23 protein-coding genes are annotated in these 25,207 nt (G+C 70.8%); 11 read left to right on the forward strand and 12 right to left on the reverse strand.

The features are described 5' to 3' along the window. Window positions 1-1,575 (forward strand): helicase (locus tag ACTH43_RS12380; protein ID WP_441445206.1); only part of this gene is annotated, 1,575 nt, incomplete at its 5' end. Window positions 1,576-1,607: 32 nt separating this feature from the next. Here ACTH43_RS12380 and ACTH43_RS12385 read toward each other — a convergent pair. The 4 genes from ACTH43_RS12385 to ACTH43_RS12400 all read right to left on the reverse strand — a co-directional run bounded on the left by ACTH43_RS12385 (window position 1,608) and on the right by ACTH43_RS12400 (window position 5,023). Continuing rightward, window positions 1,608-3,299 carry an ABC-ATPase domain-containing protein gene (locus tag ACTH43_RS12385; protein WP_441445245.1) on the reverse strand — a complete coding sequence of 564 codons (1,692 nt, stop codon included), beginning with the start codon at window positions 3,297-3,299 and terminating at the stop codon, window positions 1,608-1,610. A 28-nt stretch (window positions 3,300-3,327) separates the two neighbouring features. Next, the gene (locus ACTH43_RS12390) at window positions 3,328-3,825 is read right to left on the reverse strand and encodes an SRPBCC family protein (protein WP_441445207.1); all 498 of its coding nucleotides are present in this window, start codon (window positions 3,823-3,825) and stop codon (window positions 3,328-3,330) included. A gap of 83 nt (window positions 3,826-3,908) precedes the next feature. Further along, window positions 3,909-4,817, reverse strand: coding sequence for an SMP-30/gluconolactonase/LRE family protein (locus ACTH43_RS12395; RefSeq protein WP_441445208.1), 909 nt, complete (start codon window positions 4,815-4,817; stop codon window positions 3,909-3,911). Window positions 4,818-4,885: 68 nt separating this feature from the next. Next, window positions 4,886-5,023: a hypothetical protein gene (locus ACTH43_RS12400; RefSeq protein WP_441445209.1), complete on the reverse strand. Its 138-nt coding sequence runs from the start codon at window positions 5,021-5,023 to the stop codon at window positions 4,886-4,888. Window positions 5,024-5,107: 84 nt separating this feature from the next. Between ACTH43_RS12400 and ACTH43_RS12405 the strand changes: the two genes are divergently transcribed. Further along, window positions 5,108-6,175 (forward strand): M20/M25/M40 family metallo-hydrolase, encoded by a 1,068-nt coding sequence (locus tag ACTH43_RS12405; RefSeq protein WP_441445210.1) that lies wholly within the window; start codon window positions 5,108-5,110, stop codon window positions 6,173-6,175. On the opposite strand, the gene ACTH43_RS12410 is transcribed toward ACTH43_RS12405, so the two are convergent. Beyond that, window positions 6,164-7,189 (reverse strand): LacI family DNA-binding transcriptional regulator, encoded by a 1,026-nt coding sequence (locus ACTH43_RS12410; RefSeq protein ID WP_441445211.1) that lies wholly within the window; start codon window positions 7,187-7,189, stop codon window positions 6,164-6,166. The two genes, ACTH43_RS12405 and ACTH43_RS12410, sit on opposite strands and share 12 nt — an antisense overlap. A gap of 105 nt (window positions 7,190-7,294) precedes the next feature. On the opposite strand from ACTH43_RS12410, the gene ACTH43_RS12415 reads away from it, so the two are divergent. Genes ACTH43_RS12415 through ACTH43_RS12430 form a run of 4 tightly spaced genes read left to right on the forward strand, consistent with a single transcriptional unit; the run spans window position 7,295 to window position 11,133 of the window. Continuing rightward, window positions 7,295-8,059 carry a glutamine amidotransferase gene (locus ACTH43_RS12415; protein ID WP_441445212.1) on the forward strand — a complete coding sequence of 255 codons (765 nt, stop codon included), beginning with the start codon at window positions 7,295-7,297 and terminating at the stop codon, window positions 8,057-8,059. A gap of 1 nt (window position 8,060) precedes the next feature. Further along, on the forward strand, window positions 8,061-9,134 hold the full coding sequence (locus ACTH43_RS12420; RefSeq protein WP_441445213.1) for a DMT family transporter: 1,074 nt from the start codon (window positions 8,061-8,063) through the stop codon (window positions 9,132-9,134). Further along, a complete protein-coding gene (locus tag ACTH43_RS12425; RefSeq protein ID WP_441445214.1) occupies window positions 9,131-10,186 on the forward strand; it encodes a phosphotriesterase family protein in 1,056 nt (351 codons plus the stop codon). The genes ACTH43_RS12420 and ACTH43_RS12425 overlap by 4 nt, the downstream gene beginning before the upstream one ends. Next, window positions 10,183-11,133: a ribokinase gene (locus tag ACTH43_RS12430; RefSeq protein WP_441445215.1), complete on the forward strand. Its 951-nt coding sequence runs from the start codon at window positions 10,183-10,185 to the stop codon at window positions 11,131-11,133. Before ACTH43_RS12425 ends, ACTH43_RS12430 begins: the two co-directional genes overlap by 4 nt. 352 nt (window positions 11,134-11,485) lie before the next feature. Here the strand turns inward: ACTH43_RS12430 and ACTH43_RS12435 are convergent, their stop codons facing one another. From ACTH43_RS12435 to ACTH43_RS12445, 3 genes are read right to left on the reverse strand one after another with little or no spacing between them, the layout of a single operon-like run. Next, window positions 11,486-11,947 carry a VOC family protein gene (locus tag ACTH43_RS12435; RefSeq protein ID WP_441445216.1) on the reverse strand — a complete coding sequence of 154 codons (462 nt, stop codon included), beginning with the start codon at window positions 11,945-11,947 and terminating at the stop codon, window positions 11,486-11,488. After that, on the reverse strand, window positions 11,889-12,323 hold the full coding sequence (locus ACTH43_RS12440) for a MerR family transcriptional regulator (protein ID WP_441445217.1): 435 nt from the start codon (window positions 12,321-12,323) through the stop codon (window positions 11,889-11,891). The genes ACTH43_RS12435 and ACTH43_RS12440 overlap by 59 nt, the downstream gene beginning before the upstream one ends. Further along, on the reverse strand, window positions 12,320-14,734 hold the full coding sequence (locus ACTH43_RS12445; RefSeq protein WP_441445218.1) for a PEP/pyruvate-binding domain-containing protein: 2,415 nt from the start codon (window positions 14,732-14,734) through the stop codon (window positions 12,320-12,322). Before ACTH43_RS12445 ends, ACTH43_RS12440 begins: the two co-directional genes overlap by 4 nt. A 189-nt stretch (window positions 14,735-14,923) precedes the next feature. Here ACTH43_RS12445 and ACTH43_RS12450 point away from each other — a divergent pair, with 189 nt between their 5' ends. From ACTH43_RS12450 to ACTH43_RS12460, 3 genes are all read left to right on the forward strand, one after another. Further along, window positions 14,924-15,391, forward strand: a complete 468-nt coding sequence (locus tag ACTH43_RS12450) for a MarR family winged helix-turn-helix transcriptional regulator (RefSeq protein ID WP_441445219.1) — start codon at window positions 14,924-14,926, stop codon at window positions 15,389-15,391. Between the two features lie 2 nt (window positions 15,392-15,393). Then, window positions 15,394-16,029 carry a maleylpyruvate isomerase family mycothiol-dependent enzyme gene (locus tag ACTH43_RS12455; RefSeq protein ID WP_441445220.1) on the forward strand — a complete coding sequence of 212 codons (636 nt, stop codon included), beginning with the start codon at window positions 15,394-15,396 and terminating at the stop codon, window positions 16,027-16,029. Window positions 16,030-16,198: 169 nt separating this feature from the next. Then, on the forward strand, window positions 16,199-17,245 hold the full coding sequence (locus ACTH43_RS12460) for a homocysteine S-methyltransferase family protein (protein WP_441445221.1): 1,047 nt from the start codon (window positions 16,199-16,201) through the stop codon (window positions 17,243-17,245). Window positions 17,246-17,326: 81 nt separating this feature from the next. Here ACTH43_RS12460 and ACTH43_RS12465 read toward each other — a convergent pair whose 3' ends face one another. Then, the gene (locus ACTH43_RS12465; protein ID WP_441445222.1) at window positions 17,327-17,908 is read right to left on the reverse strand and encodes a TetR/AcrR family transcriptional regulator; all 582 of its coding nucleotides are present in this window, start codon (window positions 17,906-17,908) and stop codon (window positions 17,327-17,329) included. A gap of 99 nt (window positions 17,909-18,007) precedes the next feature. Here ACTH43_RS12465 and ACTH43_RS12470 point away from each other — a divergent pair, with 99 nt between their 5' ends. Beyond that, complete coding sequence (locus tag ACTH43_RS12470) at window positions 18,008-18,808, forward strand: SDR family NAD(P)-dependent oxidoreductase (protein ID WP_441445223.1); 801 nt, start codon at window positions 18,008-18,010, stop codon at window positions 18,806-18,808. Between the two features lie 131 nt (window positions 18,809-18,939). Here the strand turns inward: ACTH43_RS12470 and ACTH43_RS12475 are convergent, their stop codons facing one another. Further along, window positions 18,940-22,335: an AAA family ATPase gene (locus ACTH43_RS12475; protein WP_441445224.1), complete on the reverse strand. Its 3,396-nt coding sequence runs from the start codon at window positions 22,333-22,335 to the stop codon at window positions 18,940-18,942. Between the two features lie 186 nt (window positions 22,336-22,521). After that, window positions 22,522-22,692 carry a hypothetical protein gene (locus tag ACTH43_RS12480; RefSeq protein WP_441445225.1) on the reverse strand — a complete coding sequence of 57 codons (171 nt, stop codon included), beginning with the start codon at window positions 22,690-22,692 and terminating at the stop codon, window positions 22,522-22,524. A gap of 416 nt (window positions 22,693-23,108) precedes the next feature. Here ACTH43_RS12480 and ACTH43_RS12485 point away from each other — a divergent pair, with 416 nt between their 5' ends. After that, window positions 23,109-23,396, forward strand: a complete 288-nt coding sequence (locus tag ACTH43_RS12485) for an MGMT family protein (protein ID WP_441445226.1) — start codon at window positions 23,109-23,111, stop codon at window positions 23,394-23,396. Window positions 23,397-23,484: 88 nt separating this feature from the next. Here ACTH43_RS12485 and dld read toward each other — a convergent pair whose 3' ends face one another. Then, the gene (dld, locus tag ACTH43_RS12490; RefSeq protein ID WP_441445227.1) at window positions 23,485-25,194 is read right to left on the reverse strand and encodes a D-lactate dehydrogenase; all 1,710 of its coding nucleotides are present in this window, start codon (window positions 25,192-25,194) and stop codon (window positions 23,485-23,487) included. Window positions 25,195-25,207: the final 13 nt, after the last annotated feature.

A 25,207-nucleotide genomic window follows, 5' to 3' on the forward strand; every position in this document is an offset into this window, starting at 1 on the left:
CATCCGGCCGTGAAGATGCACCTGCATGTGGGCCGCCATCTCCCCGAGCACCTCCAGCCCTACGCCCCCGGCCCCCACACCTTGGGCCGCTTCCTCGAGAACCAGCTCAACCCGAGTGACCCCGCGCCCGTCCCCGAGCCGGCCGAGGATCTCGAACCGCGCCGCCTCCAGTACGAGGCGGCCGACGCGATCGCCGAGCGCGCTGCGGCCGGCGGGCGGCAGTTCCTGCTGGCGGACGAGCCGGGCGTGGGCAAGACGATCTCCGCCGTGCTCGGCGCGAGCGCGGTGGGCGACCTCCGCGGTGCGCAGCGGGTGCTAGTGGTCGCCGACCGGCCCGCCGCGATCACGATCGGGCACTGGTGCCGCACCATCACCGCGCTCGGCGATGACGGGCTCGAATGGGTGGTGATCACCTGGGACCGTCTGGAGAAGGTGAAGGACTACGACTGGGAGGTGATCATCGCCGACGAGGCCCACGCCCTGCGGCGCACGAGCACCAAGCGGTGGAAGCTCTGGGCGAAGCTCTCCGCGCACAGCTCACCGCACCAGAAGGCGCCGTTCGTCATCGCAACCACCGCCACGCCCGGGCACACCCCGCTCGAGCTGCCCTATCTCGCCCCCGCCTACGCCCAGCGGTACGACGAGCCGATGACGCAGTGGACCTCCGTGAAGCAGCCCGGCGCCGACTTCGCCACCGCCCTTCAGCGCCACGGGATCGGGGTGGAGAAGGGTCGCTACGGCGCCACCTGGACCACCGACGCGACCCGTCGGGCGGAGGATCTGGCGCTGGTGCGGGGCTGGCTCGAGGAGGCGCAGCCACCTGCGATGCTGCATCGCGCGGCACCGTGGGGTCCGGTGCCGATTTCCGGGATGCCGGTGTCGCTCACCCCCGCCGAGCGGGCGGCCTATGACGCCGAATGGGGCGAGTTCTGCCGCGAGATGGATATCGCCCGCCGCGGTCGGAACACCGCCAAGGGGCGCGCGGCGCTGCTGCGGTTCCGGCAGAAGGCCGGGCTGATCCGGGTGGATTCGACCGTGGCGTGGATCGCCCAGCAGGTCGAGGCCGAGCGGCAGGTGGCGTGCTCGGTCGAGTTCGTGGGCACCGCCGCGGAGCCGATCGTCGAGCGGCTGCAGGACTCGGGCCTGCAGGTCGCGACGATCTTCGGGCGGGACCGCTTCGACGTCGAGGCGGAGCGCCTGCGGTTCCAGACCGGGGAGGCGAAGGTGTGCGTGTTCACCACGGTCGCCTCGATCAGTCTGCACGCCGGCGAGACCCTCGAGAACGGTCGCCAGGCGAGCACCGAGCCGCGCATGGGCCTGTTCCACCAGGCCCGCTTCTCCGGCATCGCGGGCCGGCAGGTCACGGGCCGCACCCACCGCGACCACCAGGTCTCCCCCTGGCACATCGCCTATGCCCAGGGCACCGTCGAGGAGCAGGTCAGCAAGGTGATGGTGGAACGGATCGCTGCCGCCTCCGACACCGTGGGCGGCGATACCGCCGGCCTCACCGACGTGGCCCAGCTGCTCGGGGCGAACTGGCTGCCGGCGGCGAGCCTGACCGAGAGCGGCGCCTGAGCGGCACGCTCCGGCCACGGTGCTCGCGCCCTTCAGTCCTCGACGAGCCTCAACCCTCTGAACCGGTTCACCGCGGCGTGGACCTCGAGGGGTCGCGGCCGGGCGAGGTGGCCCGGGTGCCCTCGGTGCGGCGACAGGCTCTCCAGGCCTTCGGCGTCGAGGCGGTCGCACAGCGCGGTGATCGCCGCATCGAGCGTGGGGCGGGAGCCGTCCGGCCCGGGGCGCTCCAGCAGCTCGGCCAGGCGGTCCAGGGCGTGGGCGATCGCGGTGGTCTGCGCGGCATCGACCAGCTGCGAGACGGCCGCCAGGTCGATGTGCTCGCGCCCGAAGCGGATGGTGTCGTGTCCGCGGGCTGAGGCGGGCTTGGTCTTGCCCGTCGGCCGCAGAGAACCCGCGGCTGGGATCCGGGCTCGCGTCGGTCCGAAGACGGCGGTCTCGGGCTGCCCGGTGGGGTCGGCGAGCTCGCGGGCACGTGCGGTGACGTCGCGCGGCACATACTCCTGCAGCGCGATCACATGATCTGCGACGTCGAAGAACGCCCCGGACCCGCCCGCGACCAGCACGGTGGAGACCCCGCGCTCGGTGTGCAGCGGGCGGATCCGCTCCACGAACGGAGTGATGGGTTCGTGCTGGGCCGGGATCAGGGCTCGCATGCGGTCATCGCGGATCATGAAGTTGGTGGCCGAGGTGTCCTCGTCGATCAGCAGTGCAGAGGCGCCGGCATCCACCGCTTCGACGAGGGAGGCAGCCTGAGAGGTCGACCCCGAGGCGTTGGTGGTCGCGAAGCGCGTGGTGTCCGTGCCCGAGGGCAGGCCCGAGATGAACGGCGAGATATCGACCCCGGCCACGGCGCGACCGTCCTCGGCACGGACGGAGGCGACATCGTCGCGGGTGATCACCCACTCGCGGCCATCACCCTCCCGATGCGCGTAGACGCCCCGCTCGAGCGCCCGCAGCACCGTCGACTTGCCGTGGTAGCCGCCGCCGACGATGACGGTGATCCCCTCGGAAACGCCCATCCCGCTCACCCGGCGACCGCTGGGCAGGTCGAAGGAGGCGTGCAACGACTCGGGGCTGCGGAACGGGACGGCGCCCTGCTCGAGGGGCCGGTCGGAGTCCCCGGATCGCCGCGGGAGGATCGCACCCTCGCCCACGAAGGCCACCAGACCGCGGCCGCTCAGCTGCTCCCGCAATGCCTCCTGGTCCCGGTGGAGGGTGACGTGCGCTCGCAGGGCCTCGGCGTCGAGGCTCGCATGGCGCAGAGCCACCTCGGCGATCCTCGGCAGGTCCTCGGTGAGCAGCCGAGTCGCCTGGCGACCCCGGATCCGCCGACCGGCGGCGGGGAGCTGGACGGCGAGGCGCGCTTCGACCCCCTCGGCCGTGATCGCCACGCTGGTGCGTTCGAGGATCTCCTGCTGCGGGGTCCCGATGCTGACGCCTTCGCCGACCGTGCCCACAGCGGTCGCGACGGCGCGGGCCAGGTAGTCAGTCGTCGCGACGCATCCCGGGCGGTCGGTCAGGAGATCGTCCGGGAGGTCGGCGGTGTCGCGATCGATGACCAGGCGCATCAGGGAGGGCGGGGCGAAGGGATCCACCTGCACGTGGTCGATGATGAGGCGGCACGCGCCGAGGTCGTAGCTGCCCTTGAGCTGTTTGTAGGACCCGTATCCGCGGCCGTCGATCGACGTGAGGATCCTGGTCAGGGTGTCGGTGCCCTCGTGCATCTGCGGCATGCTCCTTCCGCTCGGGTGCTCAGCGTTCGAGGTCGGCCTGCAGCCGGGCGAGGGTGCGGCGGATGTTGCCCGCCTGGAACTCGTGGAAGGTGCGACCGCGGGTGACCAGCTTGTCGAAGCGCGCCGCCCAGGCATCCGACCACCCCGTGCGGTCATCCTGCCAGGTCTCCGTGACCCGGGTGCGCCCCTTCCCGACCGGCTCGAGGGTGTAGGTCCAGGTCGCGATCGCCCCACGCAGCAGGGGCGTGCGCAGGCCGATCCGATGGACCCGGAAGGCGAACCTCTCGCCGGGATCCGCCGCGATCACGGTGCAGGCGGTGGACCAGCGGCCGGGGCCCCGACGGTTGCGGCCCACGAACTCGTCCCCGACCGCGAGGGGCCCGCGGCCCGGCTCGGCCGTGCCCAGGTTCTCCGGGCTCCAGCGCCCCATCCGGGAAGGATCGGCGATCTCGCGGTAGAGGGTCATCGGCTCGGCAGCGATCTCGATGCTGTCGGAGACCTGCAGGGGGCGGGACATCGCGCCAGCGTGTCATACGGGACGGGGCCGGGTCGCGTCCCGAGCACCGGGGCGGCCGCGAGGGCGCGACGATCCGGCCGCTGTCACACCGCTGTGCGCACCCGATAGATGCTCGTGCTCGCGCAGATGTACAGCGTGCGGCCGTCCGCTCCGCCGAAGCAGCAGTTGGCGACCTTCTCGGGGACCGGGATCTCGCCGAGTCTCTCCCCCGCCGGGGTGAACACCTGGATCCCGCTCAGCGAGGAGCTCCACAGGTTCCCCTCACCATCGACGCGGAATCCGTCCGGCAGCCCGGGGCTCACCTCCACCAGGGGGCGGCCGTTCTTCGCGTGCCGGCCCTCGACCACGTCGTAGGCGTGGATCGAGTGGCCGCGGGGCCGGTCGGGATGCGGGTGGTTCTCGTCGGCCGGGGCGAGCGAGGAATCGGAGACGTACAGGATGCTCTCGTCCGGGGAGAAGGCCAGCCCGTTCGGCGCCTCGATGTCGATGACGACGGGAGTCAACGACCCGTCGGCCGGATCCCAGCGGAACACGTACCTATCGCCGTACTCCTCCTGGCCCGCATGCCCCTCGACAGGGCGCTTGATCCCGTAGGAGGGGTCGGTGAACCAGATCGTCCCGTCGGACTTCTCGACCACGTCATTGGGAGAGTTCAGCCGCGCCTGGCCGAAGTGGTCCACGAGGATCTCCGGGGCATACGGTGCGCCGGCCACGGAGGCGCCGCGGTCGATCTGCACGGCGCGCCGACCGTGGGAGCACTCGATCATCGCGCCGTCCGCGGCGAGCGTGCGGCCGTTGGTGAACTCGGCGTCGGTGCTGACCTCGACGGTGGTGCCATCGGACTCGGAGAACTCGAGCACTCGGTTGCCGGGGATGTCGCTGAAGCGCAGCACTCCTCGGGCCGGGATCCAGGCCGGGCCCTCGCACCAGCTGAATCCGGAGGCGACCTTCTCCAGGAGGGCGTTCGGGGCGAGCAGATCATCAAGCGCCATGGTCGAACCTTTCGCAGGAACGGGATCGGACGTCGTGCGGCTGCCGCCGCCTTCCCGGGCGGACTCGCTCAGCTCGCGCTCTGCGCGAAGAGGACGGGCAGCAGGAGGAGCACTCCGTCGATGCCGAGCAGGACGAAGCCGACGACCATCGACGTGCGGTGCAGACGGAGACGTGCGCGTCCGCACATCATGGGTGGGGTGCTCATGCCGCCCACGGTACGTTCCGCGACCTCGCCGTGACGCGCAAGAATCGACTTGTCCTACCGCCCCGACTGCTCAGGAGGCCGCCAGTGCTCGACCCGATCGCCCTCTCCTCCGACCTCATCCACCTCCCCAGCGTCTCGACCGACGCCGACGGGATGCGCGCCGTGCAGGGAACCGTTTCCGATGCCCTGCTCTCCGAGGTCCCGGACGCCCTGATCCGCTCGGGCGGAATGGACCGCCCGTGGACGCTCCTCTCCGTGCCCGGGAAGGTTCCGGCCCCTCTCTTCGCCTGTCACACCGACACCGTGCCCGTCGGGGACATCCGGCAGTGGGCCCGCGACCCCTTCGGCGGTGAGATCGAGGGCGGGATCCTCCACGGGCGCGGGGCGGTGGACATGAAGGGCGGCCTCGCGGCGGCGACCGCGGCGCTCGCCCGGGCCGCGGCACGAGGGGCCGGCGGACACCTGCTCCTCACTGCGGACGAGGAGATCGGATCCCTCGGTGCGCAGCGCACCGGAGAGGCACTTGCCGACCTGGACCTGGCCGGCATCATCATCCCCGAGGCCACAAACCTGCGCGTGTGCTGCAGCCATCGCGGGGCCTCCTGGCTCCGCCTCACCTCCCGCGGCAGGGCCGCCCATGGCTCCACGCCGGGTCGAGGCGTGAATGCGGTGCTCCGCCTCTCCCAGGCCCTCCGCAAGGCCCTGCCCACCGCCCCGGTTCGGCGGCACCCGGTGCTGGGTGCGGAGACGGTATCCATCGGCACGTTCCACGGCGGCGAGGCGACGAACATCGTGCCGGCCGAGGCCGTCGCGACGATCGACCAGCGCACCATCGGTGAGGCATCCTCGCTCAGCCGTCACTGGCGCGACGCCGACGGCATCGACGAGGTCGAGACGATCCTCGACCTCGCCCCGCTCAGCACCGACCCGGGGGCAGACTTCGTCCGGACACTGCCGTCCGCGACCGACCCCGACCCGGTCCCGTACTTCACCGACGGGTCCGTGCTCTCGGTGCTGCGTCCCGACGTACCGATCGTCGTGTGGGGGCCCGGAGACCCCGGACAGATGCATGCCGTCGATGAACAGCTCGATCTCACGCAGCTGACGGCCGCTTCGGAGCTGTTCGAGCGGGTTCTCCGGTCAGTGTCCTGACGGCGCTCCGACGACGGACTCGGCGATGCGCAGCTCCATGGGCAGGAGCCGCCGGACCGGGTCGGCGCCGTCCATCGCGGCCTCCACCATGTCCAGGGCGTTGCGTGCGAGGTCCTGGAGCGGCTGGACCACCGTGGAGAGCCGCGGCGAGACCCAAGCACCCTGCTCGATGCCGTCGAACCCGATGAGCGAAAGGTCCTCCGGGATGCGGACCCCGTGCATCGGTGCGGCCGATGCGATGCCGATCGCCACCACGTCGCTCCCCGCGAACACCGCGGTCGGAGGTTCGGGCAACCGCTGGACCTGCGACAGCGCGCTCGCGCCGAAGGAGCCGGAGTACGGCCCCTCGAGGACGAGCGCAGGATCAGTGGAAAGACCAGAATCGCGCAAAGCCTGCAGGTAGCCGCGGAGCCGATCGCGCGCGGAGAGGAGCCGACCCGGGCCCGCCACGTGGCCGATGCGCCGATGGCCCCGACTGATCAGGAACGTGGTCGCCTGATAGGCGCCCTCGAAATTGTCCGCGCCGACGAACGGGCGCTGCTCCGCAAGCTCGCCGTCGATCTTCTCGTCGAGGACCACGAAGGGGAATTCGTCGGGAACGCCGTCGAGCACGGCCGCGCTGCCGGTCATCGAGACCAGCACCGCAGCGTCACAGCTCCCGCCACCGGTGCGCGCGCTCTGCGCAACGATGGCTCGCTCCCTGCTCTCCAGTCCGTCCGAGACGAACACCGAGACCTCGAGCCCGCGATGGTGGGCAGCATCGGTCAGCGCCTGGGTGAGCTGCGCGAAGTAGGGGTTGGCGAGCTCAGGAATGATGAGGGCGAGCATGCCGATCTCTCGGCGCGGCGCGGAATACCCCCGCGCGCTCATCGCCGCACGGATCCGCTCTTCTGTGTCCGCTCTGAGCTGGAGCTCCCCCTTGAGGTAGCGCGAGACCGTCGAGGTCGAGACTCCAGCCTCCCTCGCAACAGCGGTGATCGACATGTGGCCCCTTTCGATGGCGATGCACCGCAAGGGTACGCGCGAAAGGCTTGCCTTCTCGGTCGCGCACCCCTATCGTCATCCGTGACAATCGTTGCGCAGGCGTTGCGCAACCCTCTAGTTCGAGGAGGAACACAGATGGCCAAGGTGCTTCTGGCGGGAGAGTCGTGGGTCAGTGCGACCATCGACCACAAGGGCTACGACCCCTTCCCCCACACCCAGGTGGAGATCGGCTGCGCACGCCTGCTCGAGGTGCTGCGCGACGGTGGCCACGAGGTCACCCACCTGCGCTCGCACGACGTCGCCGAGCAATTTCCGCTCACGCGAGAGGAGCTCGACGCGTACGACGTGGTGCTGCTCTCCGACGTCGGCTCCAACACGCTGCTGCTTCCGCCGCAGGTCTTCGCTCAGGGGCGCCCCGCACCGAACCGCCTGCATCTGCTGCGCGACTGGGTCCGCGACGGCGGAGGACTGATGATGGCCGGCGGCTACCTCTCCTTCCAGGGCTTCGGCGCGAAGGCGAACTACGCCGGAACGGCGATCGAAGAGGTCCTCCCGGTGGACATGCACCGCTGGGACGACCGCGTGGAGTCACCGCAGGGCGTTCAGGGCCATCTCACCGGTTCCGAGCACCCCGTCACCTCCGGCCTCGATGCCGAGTGGCCGATCCTGCTGGGCTATCAGCAGCTCATCGCCAAGTCCGACGCCGACGTCCTCGCGGAGGTCAATGGCGAGCCGCTCCTCACGGTGCGCACGGTCGGCACCGGCCGGACCCTCGCCTTCGCTTCGGACGTCTCGCCCCACTGGGCTCCGGAGGAGTTCATGGCGTGGGACGGCTACGCTTCCCTGTTCTGCCAGGCGATCAGCTGGCTCGCCGCCGAGACTCTGGATGAGGAGGCGTGACATGACCACCACTCAGGACAGCGTCGTCCATGACCGACCTCCCGTCGCGAAGACCGCCTCCGTCGGCATCTTCGTCCTGTTCACGATCCTCGCTGGCATGCTGGGGCCGATGCAGTCGGCCGTCAACGGCCGCCTCGGCACCGACCTCGGGGACGGCCATCTCGCCTCGATCGTGTCGTTCGGTAGCGGCCTGGTGCTGATGTTCCTCATCATCCTGCCCCGCTCCGGAACGCGGGCGGCCTTCCTCGGCCTCCCCGGACACCTGCGCCGTGGCACGATCCCCTGGCCGAACTTCTTCGCCGGACTGTGCGGCGCCGTGATCGTGCTCTCCGAGGGCATCTCCGTCGGCGCTCTCGGAGTGGCCACCTTCCAGACGGCACTGATCTCCGGCATGGTCATCTCGGGTGTCGTCTGCGACCGGCTCGGAATCGGCGTGCAGTTCAAGCAGGCGCTGAGCGTGTTCCGCATTCTCGGCGCGCTGCTCGCCGTGGTCGCGACCGTCCTGGTCGTCTCCCCCAGCTTCGAGGTCCCCCACGCCATGGCCCTCGTGCTGCTCCCCTTCGCCGGCGGGCTCCTCGCCGGGTGGCAGCCTGCAGGCAACTCGAACATCGGCAAGCTCGCCGGCTCGATGCTGGTCTCCATCACCTGGAACTTCCTCATCGGCTTCGTGTTCCTCACCGGAGCTTTCCTGCTCCGACTGGCCGTCGGCCACGCCACGTTCTCCCTGCCCGACACCTGGTGGATGTACCTCGGCGGCCCTCTCGGGCTCGCATCGATCGCGCTGATGGCGCTCCTGGTCCGCCGCCTCGGACTCCTCCTGCTGGCCCTCGCCTCGACCGCCGGTCAGCTCGTCGGTTCGATCCTGATCGACTCGCTGCTCCCCGGCATGGGGACGGTGCACCTCGTCACCGTTGTCGGCGCACTCGTCGCCCTGTGCGCCTCGGGCATCGCGATGATCCCATCAAGGATGGTGCGCGGGCACGAAGCCATGCGCCCCGTCGATGCCCAAGGTGCCATCGATGTCCAGGCCGACGTCGCCGACGTCGCGTCCACCGCCCGGGACGAGCGCCCATGAGGCCCGCCATCAATACCGTGCAGACTGTGGCCGGCCCGGTGGACGCCGCCGAACTCGGTATCGTGCTCCCACACGAACACCTGTTCAACGATCTGAGCACCTGCCTGGTCGCACCGAACTTCGGGTTCAGCCACGTCCTACCGGACCGGGCCGTCACACCATCGCTGCAGTGGGCCCTCAAGCAAGATCCGTACTGCAGCCGGGACAACATCGCGCCCAAAGAGTTCGACAGCGTGGCCCGGGAGGCCACGGCGTTCCAGGAGGTGGGCGGCGGCACGATCGTCGATGCGACCGGTTCGGCCGGCATCGGCCGCTCCCCCACGGACCTCGTCCGCCTCTCCCAGATCACAGGACTGCACGTCGTCATGTCGACGGCCCCCTACCTCGAGAAGTTCGAGGGCTCGCGACTCGCCGCCGACGTCGACCATCTGGCCGAGGAGATTCTTCACGAGCTGAGCGGCGGGGTCGGCGAGGAGCGCATTCGTGCGGGCATGATCGGCGAGGTGGGCGTCTCCCCGGAATTCACCGAGGGTGAGCGCACGGGCCTTCGGGCCGCCGCGCTCGCACAGTGCGAGAGCGGCGGCACGGCGATGAACATCCACATGCCCGGATGGCAGCGCCGCGGTGGCGAGGTGCTCGACATCGCGCTCAAGGAGATGGGCGCGGATCCGGCGAAGGTCTCGCTCGCGCACAGCGACCCCTCCGGCGCGGACCTCGATTACCAGCTGCGGCTGCTCGAGCGAGGGGTATGGCTCGAGTTCGACATGATCGGACTGGACATCACGTTCCCCGGCGAGGGCGCGTCACCGGCCATGACCGACACGGCCGACGCCGTCGCCCGACTCGTCGACCGGGGCTATGCAGGCCAGATCCTCCTCAGTCATGATCTGTTCCTCAAGCAGATGTGGAACCAAGCGGGAGGCAACGGGTTCGTGCTCGTGCCTACTGTCTTCCTGTCCCTGCTCGAGGCCCGCGGGATCGATCGCGACGTCGCCGCGCAGCTGGTCACCGACAATCCCCAGCGCTACCTCGGAGGAGGCGGAACGCCATGAACGGACTGGACGGATCGACCGGCAAGCGCACCCTGTCCGCACAGCACGTGCTGGTCGTCGGCTCGGTGAACATCGACCTCGTCCTCGACGTATCCCGGCACCCGTCCCCCGGGGAGACCATCGCCGGCCACGCCGTGCGTCGCTCTCCGGGAGGGAAGGGAGCGAACCAGGCCTGCGCCGCAGCCCGGCTCGGTGCCCCGGTCGCCTTCGCCGGGCGCTCCGGGACCGGGCCCGAGTCGGATCTCGCCCTGGACCTGCTGCGCGGCGCGGGAACCGAGCTGGCGATGTCTTCGCAGATCGACGGTGAGGAGACCGGACTCGCGGTCGTGACCGTCGACGCCTCCGGAGAGAACAGCATCGTGGTGGTGCCGGGGGCCAACGGCTCGTGGACCGCTGAGGGCATCCGCGCACTGCGGGATGCTATCGACCAGGCCGCGATCGTCGTCGCCCAGGGCGAGATCCCGGTGGCCGCCGTGGAGGAGCTCGCCGCACTCTGCACGTCACTGGACACCCGGTTCCTACTCAACCTGGCACCCGTGATCCCCGTCGGCCGCGAGACCCTCCTGGCGGCGGACCCCCTGGTCGTCAACGAACACGAGGGACGCATGGCCCTGTCGATCATCAGTGCCGCAGAGGAACCGGGCGATGACGAAGCCACCGCCCTCGCACTGCGCAGGGCCGGTGTGCGATCGGTGGTCATGACGCGGGGCGCCCAGGGAGCGATCGTCAGCATCGGCGACGAGCTCACCGTGTTCCCCTCCCCGGCGGTGAGCGCAGTGGACACGACCGGCGCGGGCGACGCATTCGTCGGCGCGCTCGCGACGGGCATCGCCCGCGGGGAGAGCCTCCACGAATCATGCCTGCTGGCCGTACGCGTCGGGGCGTCCGCCGTGACGCGGCACGGCGCCCAGCCGTCGTACCCCTGGGCGGGCGACGAGCTCCCCTGAGCAGCAGCAGCTGCTGCGTCAGCCCCTCACAGCCGACTCTGCTCCGTCGACCGCACCGGGATCAGGGTCTTGCGGGTGACGACCGTGGCGGGCCAAGCGGCCGCCGGCGGCGACCATGGGTACGGGCACTGCTGTCGGTGACGCATCGCCACGCACGAACCGGGAATCTCCGTCCATCGCGTGTATGCCCGGCTTTGCATACGGCGCTCGTCCTCGTCTCCTCGGGGATCTTCACCCGGGACTGCCCCTGGGCTGCAGTGCTCCCGCTCAACGTGCGCGAGCTGTACGTTCGTGAGCGGCGTCGGGTGCTGCTCGTCGGCCGAGGTGGACCCACCGCTCACCTCGGTCGCGCTCACCGCGGTCGCTCGTCGTCGGTCGCGAATCCTTCGCGCGCCGTGCGCTCCTCAAGCGTCTCGAGCTCCTGGAAGAACGTCACCTGCCACCCGGACGGGCCCTGCACCCTCGCGTTGAGCGTGCGGAACGGGGTGCGGGTGGGCGGCGCCAGGAGCGCGGCGCCGTGCTCCTCGGAGGTGGCGACGGCCTGCGCGGTGTCCGGGACCTCGAGGGCGATGCGGAGAGTCGGGCCCTGCGTGCTCGTCGCGTTCTCGACCTCGTCGATCGCCCGAGCGTGCGCGGGGCTCGCGAGTTCGAGGGTGGCGGTCCCGGCGTGCAGGATCGCCACCCGGTCCTCGCCCTCGGTGGCGAAGGCGGGCTGCTCGGGCATGCCGAGCACGTCGCGGTAGAACCGCAGCGCTTCATCGAAGTCGTCGGTCTCGATGATCAGTCGCAGCTGGCTGGGAGTGTTCGTCGTCATGGTGCCCATCCTCGACGCTGACATGCGTGTCAGGGGCAAGTCCCAGGCGGTGCCGCAGCAGTCCGAGCTCCCTCAGCTCCCGATCGATCGCCTGCCTCTCGCCGCGCAGGCGGCGCTCCGCTGCGGCGAGCGCGTCCCCGAGCAGGGCGCCGTCCACCGCGGGAGCGCTCATCGCGGGCAGCAGCTCCTGGATCACGGCGCTGCAGAATCCGGCGGCGAACAGCTCCTGGATCTGCCGCACGGCGGCCTCGTGGGCAGGGGTGTACACGCGCTGACCGGACGGGGTGCGTTCGGGCGCCAGCAGCCCCTGCTGCTCGTAGTAGCGCAGCGAACGGGGACTGGCCCCGGTGCGCGCGGAGAGCTCTCCGATCCTCACTCGATGCTCACCCTCCCGCTCGCGCCGTCGATCGTGATCAGCTGCCCGGTGCGGATCTGCGTGGTCGCGCCCTTCACGCAGATCACGGCGGGGATGCCGTACTCGCGGGCGACGGTGGGACCGTGGGCCATGGCCGCACCGGTCTCGGTGACGAGCCCCGCGGCCGTGAGGAACAGCGGGGTCCAGCCGGGATCGGTGGTGGGGGCGACCAGGATCTCGCCGGGTTCGATGCGCGCCCCGCGGGGATCCGTGATCACCCGGGCGCGCCCGGTCGCCCGGCCCGGGGCGGCGCCCGCTCCGCGGAGACCGTCAGCGTGCTCGAGCACGGGGAGGGTGGCCTCGACGTCGGTGCCGTCGGAGAGGAGCACCACCGGCACGTGACGGCGCCGCAGCTCCCGCTCGTGGGTGGCGCGTCGCTGCGCGACCAGCTCCCGCTGGTCCGTGCCGTCGCGGGCGGCGGCGCGCGCCTCGTCCAGCTCGAGGAACATGATGTCCTCGGCGTCCTCGAGCTGCCCCTGCGCGGCGAGGAGCGCCCCGGCGGCGAGCAGGTGCCGCCGCACCTGACCGAGCGCGAACAGCCAGAGAAACTTCGGGAACTCGCGCAGGCCGATGAGCTGGCGGGTACGGCGCAGGAGGAGGCCGACCAGCGGCGCGAGGGGTCTGCGACGGTCCCGGACCCGCTGTACCAGCTGCGTGATCGCGGCCTCTCCCTCCTCGGCGGCGCGCCGGAAGCGGACGTCGGGGGCCTGGACGGGGTCGGTCAGGCGCAGGTAGTTCGCGAGCGCGTCGAACACGGGCGCGGGGTCCTCGCCCCAGCGCGGCACGCCCACATCGATCTCGGCCGCGCCCCGGTGGCCGTACTCGGCCAGGAACCGCTCCAGGCCGATATCGGGCAGCGTGCCCTCGCGGAGCATATGGACCAGCTGCGCGACCGGGGTCCCGGTGAGCAGCTCGCGGTGCTCCGCGGCCTCGGCCGCGATCCGCCACAGCTCCAGGTCCATCTCGGTGGTGACGTTGTGCGGGGCGCCGCGCACCACCTCGGAGACCTCGCTCTCCGTGGCGAGGCCGTGCAGCAGCCCGGTGGCGAGGCTCTGGCAGCCCATCGCGACCCACAGCGGGTTCAGCGAGCGGAGCACCGGCCCGTCCAGCACCTGCAGGTGGACGCGCTCGGCGACGTCGAGGTGCTCGGCCACCGTCGAGGCGTCCGTCGGCGCCTCGCACGCCTCGCGCACCGCGCCGGCGGAGGCGAGGATCTCGCGACGTTCGGCCTCAGGCCTGCGCAGGACGGCGACCACACCCCGCGCGATCGGCGGTGCGCTGCGGATCACCGTCCGCGCGACGGCGCCCAGCGGAATCCGCAGGCGCTGGGCGGTCAGCCGTGGATCCTGGACGATCTGCTCGATGACGGGGACCACGCGGGGGCCGTAGGTCGCCATCATCTCGGGCAGCTGCCGGCGGATGCCGGGGCTGCGCACGAAGGGGGTGAGGTCGAGGAACATCCGTCCGCCGATGAAGCGGAGCAGCGCCGGGACCTCCAGAGCGGTCGCCCCGAACAGGTCGAGCCACTGCCGGGTGATCCGGAGCATCACGGAGGCACCCATCGGCGTCGTGGGCCGCTGCATGCCCTGCATGTGCCCGGCCTCCATGTACACGCGCAGCTGTCCGTCCTCGGACTCCGGCAGGGGGAACAGGCTGGTGATGCCCCGGGACTGCAGCAGCCAGAGGACGCCGTCGGCGTCGTAGGCCCATTCGATGTCCTGCGGCGCTCCGACGTGCTCCTGGATACGGCGGCCGACGCTCCGCAGCTCGGTGAGCTGGGCACGGTCCAGGCAGCCCTCCGCGTGCGGCCCGATCACCTCGCCCAGCACGTAGTGGTCGGCGTCGACGGTGCCGTCGACCACCGCCGTCCCCGACCCCGCAGCGGCGTCCACGACCATCTCGCCGCGGGTGCCGGTGAGCGGGTTCGCGGTGAACAGGACGCCCGCGGCCCGCGGCGCGATCATGGTCTGGACCACGACGGCCATCCGCGAGCCGTCGATGCCGTGCGCCGCGCGGTAGGCGAGGGCCCGCTCCGAGTCGAGCGACGCCCAGCAGGTCTCGATCGCGGCGAGCAGGTCCTCCAGGCCCGTGACGTCCAGGAGCGTGTCCTGCTGACCGGCGAAGCTGGCCCCGGGGAGGTCCTCCGCGGTGGCGCTGGAGCGGACGGCCACGGGCACGTCCTCCCCCAGCGCGGCATAGGCCGCCTCGACCTCCTCGCGCGGGATGCGACCGGCCCCGAAGGCGTCGGTGGTCAGGCAGAACCCTGCGGGGACCCGCTCCCCGGCGGCGATCAGCACGGCCAGCCCGGCGGCCTTCCCCCCGATCCGCTCGAGATCCGCCGGGTCCAGCTCGGTCAGCGGGATCACCGTCATCGCAGCACCTCTCTCCACGCGTTCCATGCGTCAGGGCCTCGGCCTCGGCGCGCATCGTCACGGCGCGGGCCTCTGCCTGACGACGCCGATCGTACGCTTCGGCGTCCTCCTCGGCCTGCTCGGCCTCCGCGCGGGCCGACGGCCGGTGCATGCTGGACGACTCCTTCCCCATGTGACAACATTGTTGTCATGATGGATCGTGGAGAGCTCGTCGACCAGGTCCTGGGCCTGGTCCGTCCCGTAGTGCTGAACTCCTCCCGGGTGGTCGAGTCCCGGGTTCGGGAGGAGGGCTGGACGGTAGGGATGCGCGCGGTGGCGCTCGAGCTGTCACGGCGAGGCCCGGAGACCGTGCCCGCGATCGGCGCGGCCATGGATCTTCCCCGCCAGGCGGTGCAGCGCCATGCGGACGAGCTGATCGCACGAGGGCATGCGGTCAGCACCACCAATCCACACCACCGGCGCTCCGTCCTGATCGAGCTGACGGAGCCGGGCAGGCGCGCGCTCGCACGCGCCCGGGATGCCGAGCGCGCCGCCATGTCCACGCTGGCCCCCGACTGCAGCGAGTCCGAGCTGCGCACGGCGCTCACCGTGCTCGCGACCCTCGATCGTGACATCCGGGCCCTGGCCCGCTCCGGAACTCGGCGCGGACAGGAGTGACCGTGCGCTCCAGACAGGACATATTCATCGCCACCACCAGGAACCGTCTGCACCTCGCCGACGTCCTGGACGGGCTGAGCGAGGACCAATGGAACCGGGACTCCCTGTGCGATGGCTGGACCGTGCGCCACGTCGCGGCGCACCTGCTGCAGCACGCCTTCGTCGGCTTCCCCCGGTTCTTCGCCGTCTCCCTGCGCTACCGGGGCAGCACGGACGCCACCATCGACCACTTCGCGCGTCGACTGGCCCGGCTGGACACCTCGACCCTGGTCCGCACGCTGCGTCAGCACGCCGAGGATCAGGTCGATCCGCCCCGCGTGGGCCCCTGGGGCCCCTTCGCGGAGACCTGCATCCACCTGCGGGACATCTCCCGCCCCCTGGACCTCGAGGCGGACGTCCCCTCGGAGGACTGGGCACACCTGCTCGGTCAGCTGACCGCGCCCGGTGCCCCTCCGGCGCTGGTCCGCCCCGGCCGCGGCGCGGGGCTCGCCTTCGTCGCAACGGACACGGGCTCGCGCCATGGTCAGGGGCCGCTGGTGAGCGGAACCGCCGAGGCCCTGTGCATGGCATTGGCCGGACGTCGATCCGCGCTGTCCGACCTCTCCGGGCCCGGCGTCGAGGTGCTCCGAGGCCGGTGAGACCCGGGACGATCAGATCGACGAGAGCGTGAGAGCCTGCTCGGTGCGCCCTCCGGGGCGAGCTCACCGGCGCCCCGTTCACACGCCGCCATGCACGAGACACCATCGCGGCGCCGGACTACTCTCAACCGGAACGGCCCGCCTGCCCGACCGACCACGGAGTACGACCATGCCCCAGAACCTCCTCACCGAGCGCCTCGACGCCGGCCCCGTCATCTGCGCGGAGGGCTTCCTGTTCGAGCTCGAGCGCCGCGGCTACCTGACCGCCGGAGAATTCGTCCCCGAGGTAGCCCTCGAGCATCCGGAGGCCCTGCGGTCCCTGCACGTGGACTTCCAGCGCGCCGGCTCCGACATCGTCGAGGCGTTCACCTACAACGGCCACCGCGAGAAGATGCGAGTGATCGGCAAGGAGGAGCTGCTGGAGCCGCTGAACCGCTCCGCGCTGCGCATCGCCCGTGAGGTCGCCGACGCGGTGCCCGGGAACCTGATGGCCGGCAACATCTCGAACTCGAACATCTGGGACCCGGCGGACCCCGCCCGGCAGTCCGAGGTACGCGGCATGTTCGAGGAGATGGTCGGCTGGGCCGTCGAGGAGGGCGCGGACCTCATCATCGGCGAGACCTTCTACTACGCCGGCGAGGCGCTCGCGGCTCTCGAGGTGGCGAAGGCCTCCGGACTGCCCGTGGTGCTCACGCTCGCGCCGATGGCATTCCAGGAGATGGCCGACGGGGCAGGGATCGTCGAGACCGCCCAACGCCTGGAGCAGGGCGGGGCCGACGTCGTCGGGCTGAACTGCTTCCGGGGCCCGGCGACCCTGATGCCGTGGCTGCGGCAGATCCGCGAGGCGGTCTCCTGTCACGTGGGCGCGCTGCCGATCCCCTACCGGACGACGGAGGCGGAGCCGACGTTCTTCAACCTCTCGGACGCCGCAGCGACCGTGCCCTCCCCGCACGGACGCACCTTCCCCACGGCCCTGGACCCCCTGCTCGCCAATCGCTACGAGATCCGGGCCTTCGCCGAGGAGGCCTACGCACTGGGCGTGAACTACCTGGGCGTGTGCTGCGGCGCCGCCCCGATCCACATCCGCGAAGTCGCCGAGGCCGTGGGCCGCACCCCGGAAGCCAGCCGGTTCTCCGAGAACATGGCGAACCATTTCATGTACGGCAGCAACGAGCGCCTGCCCGAGCACGTGGTGGGGCTCGGCGGGCGAGCCTGACCGGGGGCGGCGTGTGCGCGTCGGGGCCCGCCGTCGGGCTCTCGGCGGGCCCGCCCTGCTGCCGGCGCCGCCGGGCGGGTCCTACGCCCCCGCTGCTCGCGCGGCCCGACGGTAGAGCTCGCGCAGATCGCTCCCGGGCTCCCGGATCCACGCCTGCCCCGCGACGTCAAGACAGGCGATGGCACTGGCGACGATGGCGTCAGCAGCGGGCGGCCGTGCGTCGCCGCCGCCCGCCTCGAGCCGGCGCTGGATGTTCGGCACCATGAGCTCCTGCCACTGGAGGTGCTTCTCGATGCTGCGGGCACGGAGCGACGGCGTCCCGTACAGCATCTCCGCTTCCTTCCTCATGGCCTCATCGCCCGGAGCCTGCTCGGCGACCCGCCAGAAAGCCTCCTCGATCGCCTCCCAGGGCGGCACGTCCAGAGGGACCGCCTCGAGTGCCTCCTGCACCTTCGCGCCTTCCCCGGCGAGGTCCCCCAGAACCACATCTTCCTTCGTCCCGAAGTACCGGAAGAAGGAGCGTCTCGAGATGCCTGCGGCGGCAACGATCTGATCGATCGTGGTGTTCTCGAACCCCTGCTGCAGGAACAGCCCCATCGCCGTCCGCGCGATCTCGGCATGGGCGGCTCGCCGCGCCCGCGTCCACAATCTGTCGTCCTTCATGCCCGCATCGTATCCTCCGTGCCCCGTTGACACTCAGTGCCACCTAGACATAGCGTGCCTCATATCGTTCGCGCACCCGCTGTCGCCGGAGGAGGCACGATGCCGTCGCACCGGAACCTGCAGAACCACACCGTCGCCGTCACCGGGGCGAGCTCGGGGATCGGCGCCGCCTTCGCGCATGCCCTCGCCGGGCGCGGCGCGGGTCTGGTCCTCATCGCGCGACGACGCGACCGCCTCGAACAGCTCGCCGGCACGCTGCGGGCGGAGCACGGCGCAGCTGTCACGGTCGTGCCGCTGGACCTCGCCTCCCCCGACGCAGTGACCGAGCTCCGCAGCGCGCTCGATGCCGCCGGAGTCGCGGTCACCTCGCTGATCAACAACGCCGGATTCGGCAGCTTCGGCGAGTTCCTCCACGACGACCCCGCGCGCCTAAACGAGATGATCGCGGTGGACATCACCGCTCCGGTGCAGCTCAGCCGCGCTTTCCTGCCCGACATCATCGCGGCGGAGGGGTTCCTCATCAACGTCGCCAGCATGGCCGCCTACGCGCCGACGCCTCGCATGGCCGTCTACGGCGGGGCGAAGGCTTTCGTGCTGAGCTGGACAGAGGCGTTGTGGGCGGAGACCCGCCACACCGGAGCGACCGTCTTCGCGCTCTCCCCCGGCGCCACCAGCACGGAGTTCAACGCCGTCGTCGGCACGGACGACGCGACGGCGGGCGCCTCGATGCGCACGGCCGAGGATTTGGTCGCGACCGCCATGGCGCATCTCGAGCACCGCTCACCCGGGCCGAGCACGATCGATGGCCGCCAGAACCGTCTCGCCGCCCTTGCCGGTCGCGTCCTGAGCCGGCGCACCCTCGCCGTGATGACGCACCGGCTCACTGCTGCCTCCGACTGAGCTGTGGCGCGGACCCGAGATGATCGGCGCCGCTGCGGCTCGTCGGCCCGGGCGAGCGCCTGTGGGTGCTCGTCGTAGATCGACCGAATCCCTCCACTTTGGCACCCGTGAAGCTCAGTGGACCGCGGTGACTACTGCCCCCGCCCCGCAGCCGTCCGGATCACCTCGGGATCGATCCGCCGCACCGCCTCCCCTGTCAGGCCGCGCGCGGCGACGTGGTCGCTGTGCAGCGCCTCGATCCTCTCGGCGAAGTTCCGGGCCCAGCGGCCGTTGGAGCGATCGTGCTCGGGAAGGTTTTGGTACGCCTCGGCCGCGGCCTCCTCGAGCAGATCGCCGTCGAACTCCCAGCGCGGGGCGAGGGTCGCCGAGACGATGCGCGCCACCTCCTGCGGGGAGAAGTCGGGGAACTCGATGACCAGCGGGATGCGTGAGCGCAGTCCCGGGTTCGCGGCGAGGAACTCGTCCATCGGCTCGGTGTATCCGGCGAAGATCGCCACGAATCGGTCGCGGTCGCTCTCCAGCCGGGTCATGAGGGTCTCGACGGCGAGCTTGCCGAAGTCGTTCGGTGTGGCCTCGACGGTGAGCTGGTACGCCTCGTCCACGAACAGCACCCCGCCCATCGCCTCGTCCACGGCGGCGGCGGTGCGCTGCTCGGTGTGCCCGATCCACGAGCCCACCAGGCTGCTGCGCTCCACCACCTTGACTTGCGGGGTGGAGAGGACCCCGAGGTTGTGGAACAGCTGCGCGATGAGCCGGGCGACCGTCGTCTTGCCGGTGCCCGGGTTGCCGGAGAACACCATGTGGTAGCTGGGCCGCTGGGTGTCGCCGTCGAGCTCGAGGCGCTGCCGGTCCAGCGCGACCCGGTTGACGAGGCTGCGCACCCAGGTCTTCACCGGGGCGAGGCCCACCATCTGGTCGAGCTCCTCCAGCAGCGCCTCCACGGTGCGCTCCTTGTGCTCGCTGCTGCCGCCACCGATCGCGGCGAGGTCCTCGTCGCGGATGTGAGTGAGGTCCTCCACCGCGGAGCTCGGCGCGGCCATCACGCGGCGCACCATCTCCTTGACCAGGCTCTCGTTGAGGTTCCGCACCCAGCGACCGTTGCTGCGATCGGTGCTGCGCCCGTAGAGCGCGGTGACGGTGCGGCGGTAACGCTCCTCATCGACCACGTAGTCGTTGGAGAGCAGGTCGCGGTACCCGATCTCCGCGATCTGCCGCGGCGAGTAGTCCTCGAAGTCGAACCGGTTGGGGACACGGGACTGCAGGCCGGGGTTCATCCGCAGGAAGTCCTGCATCCGATCCGCATATCCAGCGAAAATCACCACCACGCCGTCGCGATTGTTCTCCATGAAGGTGATCAGCGCATCGACCGCCTCCTGGGCGAACTCGTTGTTCTTCTCCTGGTACAGCGAGTAGGCCTCGTCGATGAACAGCACGCCGCCGCGGGCGGATTCGAGCACGTCCACCGTCTTCTTCGCCGAGGCGCCGATCCGGTCGCTGACCAGGTCACGCCGCCCCACCTCCACGAAAGTGTCGGAGCTGATCGCCCCTGACTCGTGCAGCACCCGGCCCAGCAAGCGGGCGACGGTGGTCTTCCCGGTCCCCGGATTGCCCAGGAACAGGGAGTGCATGCTCATCCCCGTGGTGCGCAGTCCGCTCTGCGCCCGGATCTGGTTGAACCGGACCATCTGGGTGAAGCCCTGAATCTGCTCCTTCACCGTCTCCAGGCCGGTGAGTGCCAGGATCTCGGCGAGCGCGTCCGGCGGCGCCGCGTCGGTCTCGCCGCTGTCGGCGTCGGCCGGGACGGGGTCCCCCGCGCCGACGGAGGCGGGTGCCGGCCCGGCAGGTTCGAGCGCCCCCTCCCCCGCGGCGGCCTCCGCCGTCTCGACGGAGGCCGCGGCCTGGGGCGCGGCCGTGGTGACGCTGCCCTGCGGGGCCGCGGCGGCGGGTTCGTCATCGAGGTATTCGACACCGCGGCCGGTGACCGTGGCCTCCCCGCCGTCCTCGCGCACCACATAGGTGCTCGCTCCCGGCGGTGTGCGGAGCTCGTCGATGCGCAGCTCGGCGGCGCTGGAGTACATCTCGAGCTGCTCGAACTCGGCATCGACCCTCCCCAGATGGACGGTGGCGCCGCCGAGCGCGACCACCTGGCGCTTCTCGTCCTCGTTGTCGTGGAGCGTCACGTCGCCGGTGACATCCGCACCGCTGCCGGCCAGGACCATCAGGGCATCGCAGTTCGTGAGCCGCGCGGTGCCACCGCCGACGACGCGCAACCAACCGAGCGCGCTGTCATCGGCCACGAGATCCGCGCCGTCGACGTCGACCACCCCGCGCTGCTGATCGGACGCCGCCGCCACGGTGCAGCCGGTGAACGTGGCGGAGGCACCCCTGCCCAGGTAGACGGCAGCCAGTTCGGTCCCGTCGGAGGGTTCGAGGAGGACATCCTCGAGGGTGAGGGTGCTCCCCTGCGCGGCCTGGACCGCGTTCGAGGTCGCACGGGCCCGCAGCGTGAGGCCGGAGATCGAGGCCTCGGCATCCTCGTAGGTGGCGAGGCAGCCGTGCAGCACCGTCCGGTCGGAGCCGCTGCCGCGCAGATGCATGCGGATCGACAGCATGGCGCCGACATCGTCGAGGTAGTACTCGCCCGGATCGAGCACGATCGTGTCGCCGGCCTTGACCTTCGGCTGGATCTCCCGCATGAAGGCTCGGGCGGCCGAAAGCGGCCAGTGGACCTCCTTGGGGACGGGAGGGGCATCGGGGTCATGGATCCGCACCGAGGGGCTGTCGCTGCGCACGAGCCCGGCGCCCTTGGCGATGACGAGGTACTCCTCCCCTGCCGGCAGGATCGCCTCGCCGATCTCCAGCGAGCTCTCCTCGCACAGCGCCTCCCACTCCCCACGAGGTGCGTCGAGCCTGCCGATCCGGCACACCGTCTCGCCCTCGAGCACCAGGGAGCGCTTGCCCGGCCCGGGCGCCACCTTGAGAACGTCCGCATCGATCCGGGAGCGGCTCGACGCGATGATCGAGCTGGCCGCCGTGTGGGAGAGCGTCGCAGTGCTGGCGGTGGCCCAGACGTGCCCGAGCGTGGACTGCTCCGCCGTGAACGTGGACCCCGTCTGCAGGGTGATGGTCTGCGCTCCGGGAGCGCCGCGCACCTCGCACTCTCGCAGGCTGAGCAGGCCGCTCTTGCAGTAGAGCGCCGGGTACTTGCCGGCCGGATCGCCGACGATGATGCAGCGATCGAGCGTGGCCCGCGCACCCGGCTTCGGCATGTGCACGGCGTTCGAGAAGTGCGGCGCGCGCAGGGTGAGGTCGCGGAACGCCGCGTTCCCGGTGACATCGACACGGGTCTGGAGCACCACCTCCGACGGGTCGCTGCCGACGCCCTGGAAGGTCAGGTGGTAGATCGGGATCGTCTCGATCACGTACTCCCCCGGGGCGAGCTGGATCTTGTCCCCCGGCTTCGCGAGGTGCAGCGCCTCGCCCAGGGTCTTCCCGAACATCCCCGACTTCACCTTGATCGTCGCCATCGTCGACGTCCTCCCCCTGGTCGTTTCCGGCACGGGGTCGCACCACTTCCCGTCGACGCCGGCATCGCGTCACCGACGGGTCAAGGCGGTCCCTCCGAGGGCCACCCTAGAGCCGGATGTCGACGCGTGGCGGGGTCTGATCGGATCGCAAGCCAACGGGGTCGCCGCGCCCGCACGCTCTCCCGGTCACAGCTGGCCCTGCTCCTTCGACCCGGCCGGGATCAGGGCCATGCGGGTGACCAGCGTGGGCTTGTCGAGCAGATCCTCGACGTCACCTCGCAGGATGGCCTCCGCCGCGCCGCCGGCGTGGGCACCGGGCTTCTCGCGCAGCTCCGGGCCGATGTCGCTGACCACCACGCCGACGCCCGCAAGCTCCTCGGTGATGGGCCGGGCTGCGAGTCCACCCGATGGATGACATCCAGGGTCGCGAGGCCCGCGAACACCCCACGGGGTCTGGGCTCAGGCACCTCCAGCCGCCTCCCTCCGCTCATCTCCGATACCCGGAGTCCAGATCACTCCGGGTGCTCGTGCCCGGCCAACGCGTCCAGGGCGAGCGTGGAGTGCGCATAGGCTCGTGGGCGACGGCCACCGCGATGAGCTGTTTCGTCTTCCCCGGGAGGGCGCCTTCCTCGAAGACCGCCTTGCTGAACGCCTCGAATGCGTCGTCGATCTTTGGGGCCAGGCGAGGCCCGTCACTGCGGCCGACTATCGTGCGGGGCAGGGCAGTCCTGGTGCTGCCTCGTCCGCTGAATCCGCCCTGGAAGGACGACGCCATGCAGAGTCCCGAGGATGCGGTCCGTGCGACCGCGGCCGAGATCCCATCCGGCAACGTGATGACCTACGGAGACATCGCCGTGGAGACCGGCCTGCACCCACGCCAGGTGGGACAGATCGTCGCCCGAATCGCCGAGGAGATCCCCTGGTGGCGCGTCGTCCGCGCCGACGGAACACCCGCCGCGTGTCACGGCGGCACAGCTCCTTCGCTGCTGGCGCAGGAGCACGTCCCGTTCGTGGGCGACAAGGTGGACCTGCGCAGACTGCGCACTCCGCGCTCGAACTAGTCCTGATCCGGCGGCGCAGCGTCGTGCTGGCTGAACCCGCTGGATCAAGCTCACCCTGTGTTGAACGCTCACCGGCCGGTCGCCACCCTCACGCCCACCGCTTCCGCGGCGACGACTCCCCCACCCCGGCGTTGAACATGTTCAGCGGGTCGAGCTGCTGGAAGTGCTCGATCATCGGTTCGGGCGCCGGGTAGATGCGCCCGAAGTTGTGCTCGGCCGGCACGGCGGCGCCGCGGCTCTCGAGCAGCGCCGTCATCGTCTTCTTCAGCGCCACCGGGTCCACGCCCTTCCTGGCCACGTGGTCCTGGTGCAGCACGTGGCAGAAGAAGTGCCCGAAGTAGACGCTCTCGAGCAGCTGATCCGCGATCTCCGGGGGCAGCACCTCGAGCCAGTCCTGGTCATCCCGGCGCAGCGCGACGTCGAAGGTGACCATGGCCGAGGCCTCCGCGCGGTGCATGACGAAGAAGCGACTGGCGGCGCTGGCCACGCCGAAGCGGATCAGCGTGGCGCTCTCGGCCTCGCCGGCGTCGCACTCGAAGAACCCGCCCTCATGCTCGGGAGCGGCGAAGAACTCGGTGAGCAGCTGCTCGGTCGCCGCCTTCTGGTTGCCGCTGACCACCAGCAGCAGATGATGCTCGAAGCGGTCGCGGTACTGGACGAGCCGCGCCGGGATCTTCTCCGGCACCAGCGAGAAGAGCTTCTGGGAGATCGCATCGGCGACCGACGACCCCAGGCCCGGCACCTTCGCGAACACGCCGTTCGCCCAGCCCTTCAGGGCGAACATGCGCACCAGGGTGCGGGAGCCGGCGTGCTTGAGGGAGACGTACGTGTCCTTCCCATAGGTCACGGCCAGATTGAAGGCGTGCGCGCTCATGTACTCCCCCGAGATCGGCAGCGGACCGTCCGCGGCGAGGAAGGCGCGGCGCAGAGCCTCGAGGTACGCGGGATCGTCGGTGCCGATGTAGAAGGTCGCCTTGTCCTTCTCGAGCGGGAAGGTACGGGTGCGCACGGCGAACACCATGAGCTTGCCGGCGTTGCCGGAGGCCTCGTGGAGGAACGTCGGATCCGCGTTGAAGCGGGCCGGGGTGTCCGCGAGCTGGCGCACGTGCTCGGCGTAGGCGGTGCCGGTGGAGTCGGGCGGGGGCGGCGTGACGTCGGCAGCCTCCCACTCGCCGCGCTGCAGCCGGTCGAGGATGTGCGTGGGATCGGTGCCGAGGTCGATGCCCAGGTGGTTCACGAGCTGGATCTGCCCGTGCTCGTCGACCCGCGCGAAGATCGCCTGCTCGGTGTAGGCGGGGCCCTTGCGGATCTGACTGCCGCCGGAGTTGTTCGCGATGCCGCCCACGACGCTCGCCCCGATCGAGCTCGAGCCGATCACCGAGTGGGGTTCGCGGCCGTGCGGGGCGAGCATCTCCTCGAGGGCGAAGAGGGTGGAGCCGGCCAGGCAGATCGCCTCGCGGGCGTCGTGGAGCAGGTGGATCTGGTCGATCCGCAGCGTGGAGAGGATGACGATGTCGCGGTCGTAGTCCTGGTCACCGGGACCGGAGCCCCCGGTGAGTCCGGTGTTCGCGGCCTGGGTGATGACGATCAGGTCATGGTCGACGCACACCTGCAGGGCGCGCCACATGTCCACCAGCGACCCCGGTCGCAGCACGGCGAGCACTTCGCCCGCGCCGAAGCGATCCCCGGTGGTGTAGCGGGCCGTGGCACGCGCTGAGGTGAGCACGTGCTTCCGTCCCATGATCTCGGTGAAGGCCTCGACGGCCCCCGCCGATCGGTGGTTCTGCGGTGCGTGCATGTGCGGATGCTCC

Source organism: Brachybacterium sp., assembly GCF_052095815.1.
Classification (GTDB): Bacteria; Actinomycetota; Actinomycetes; order Actinomycetales; family Dermabacteraceae; genus Brachybacterium.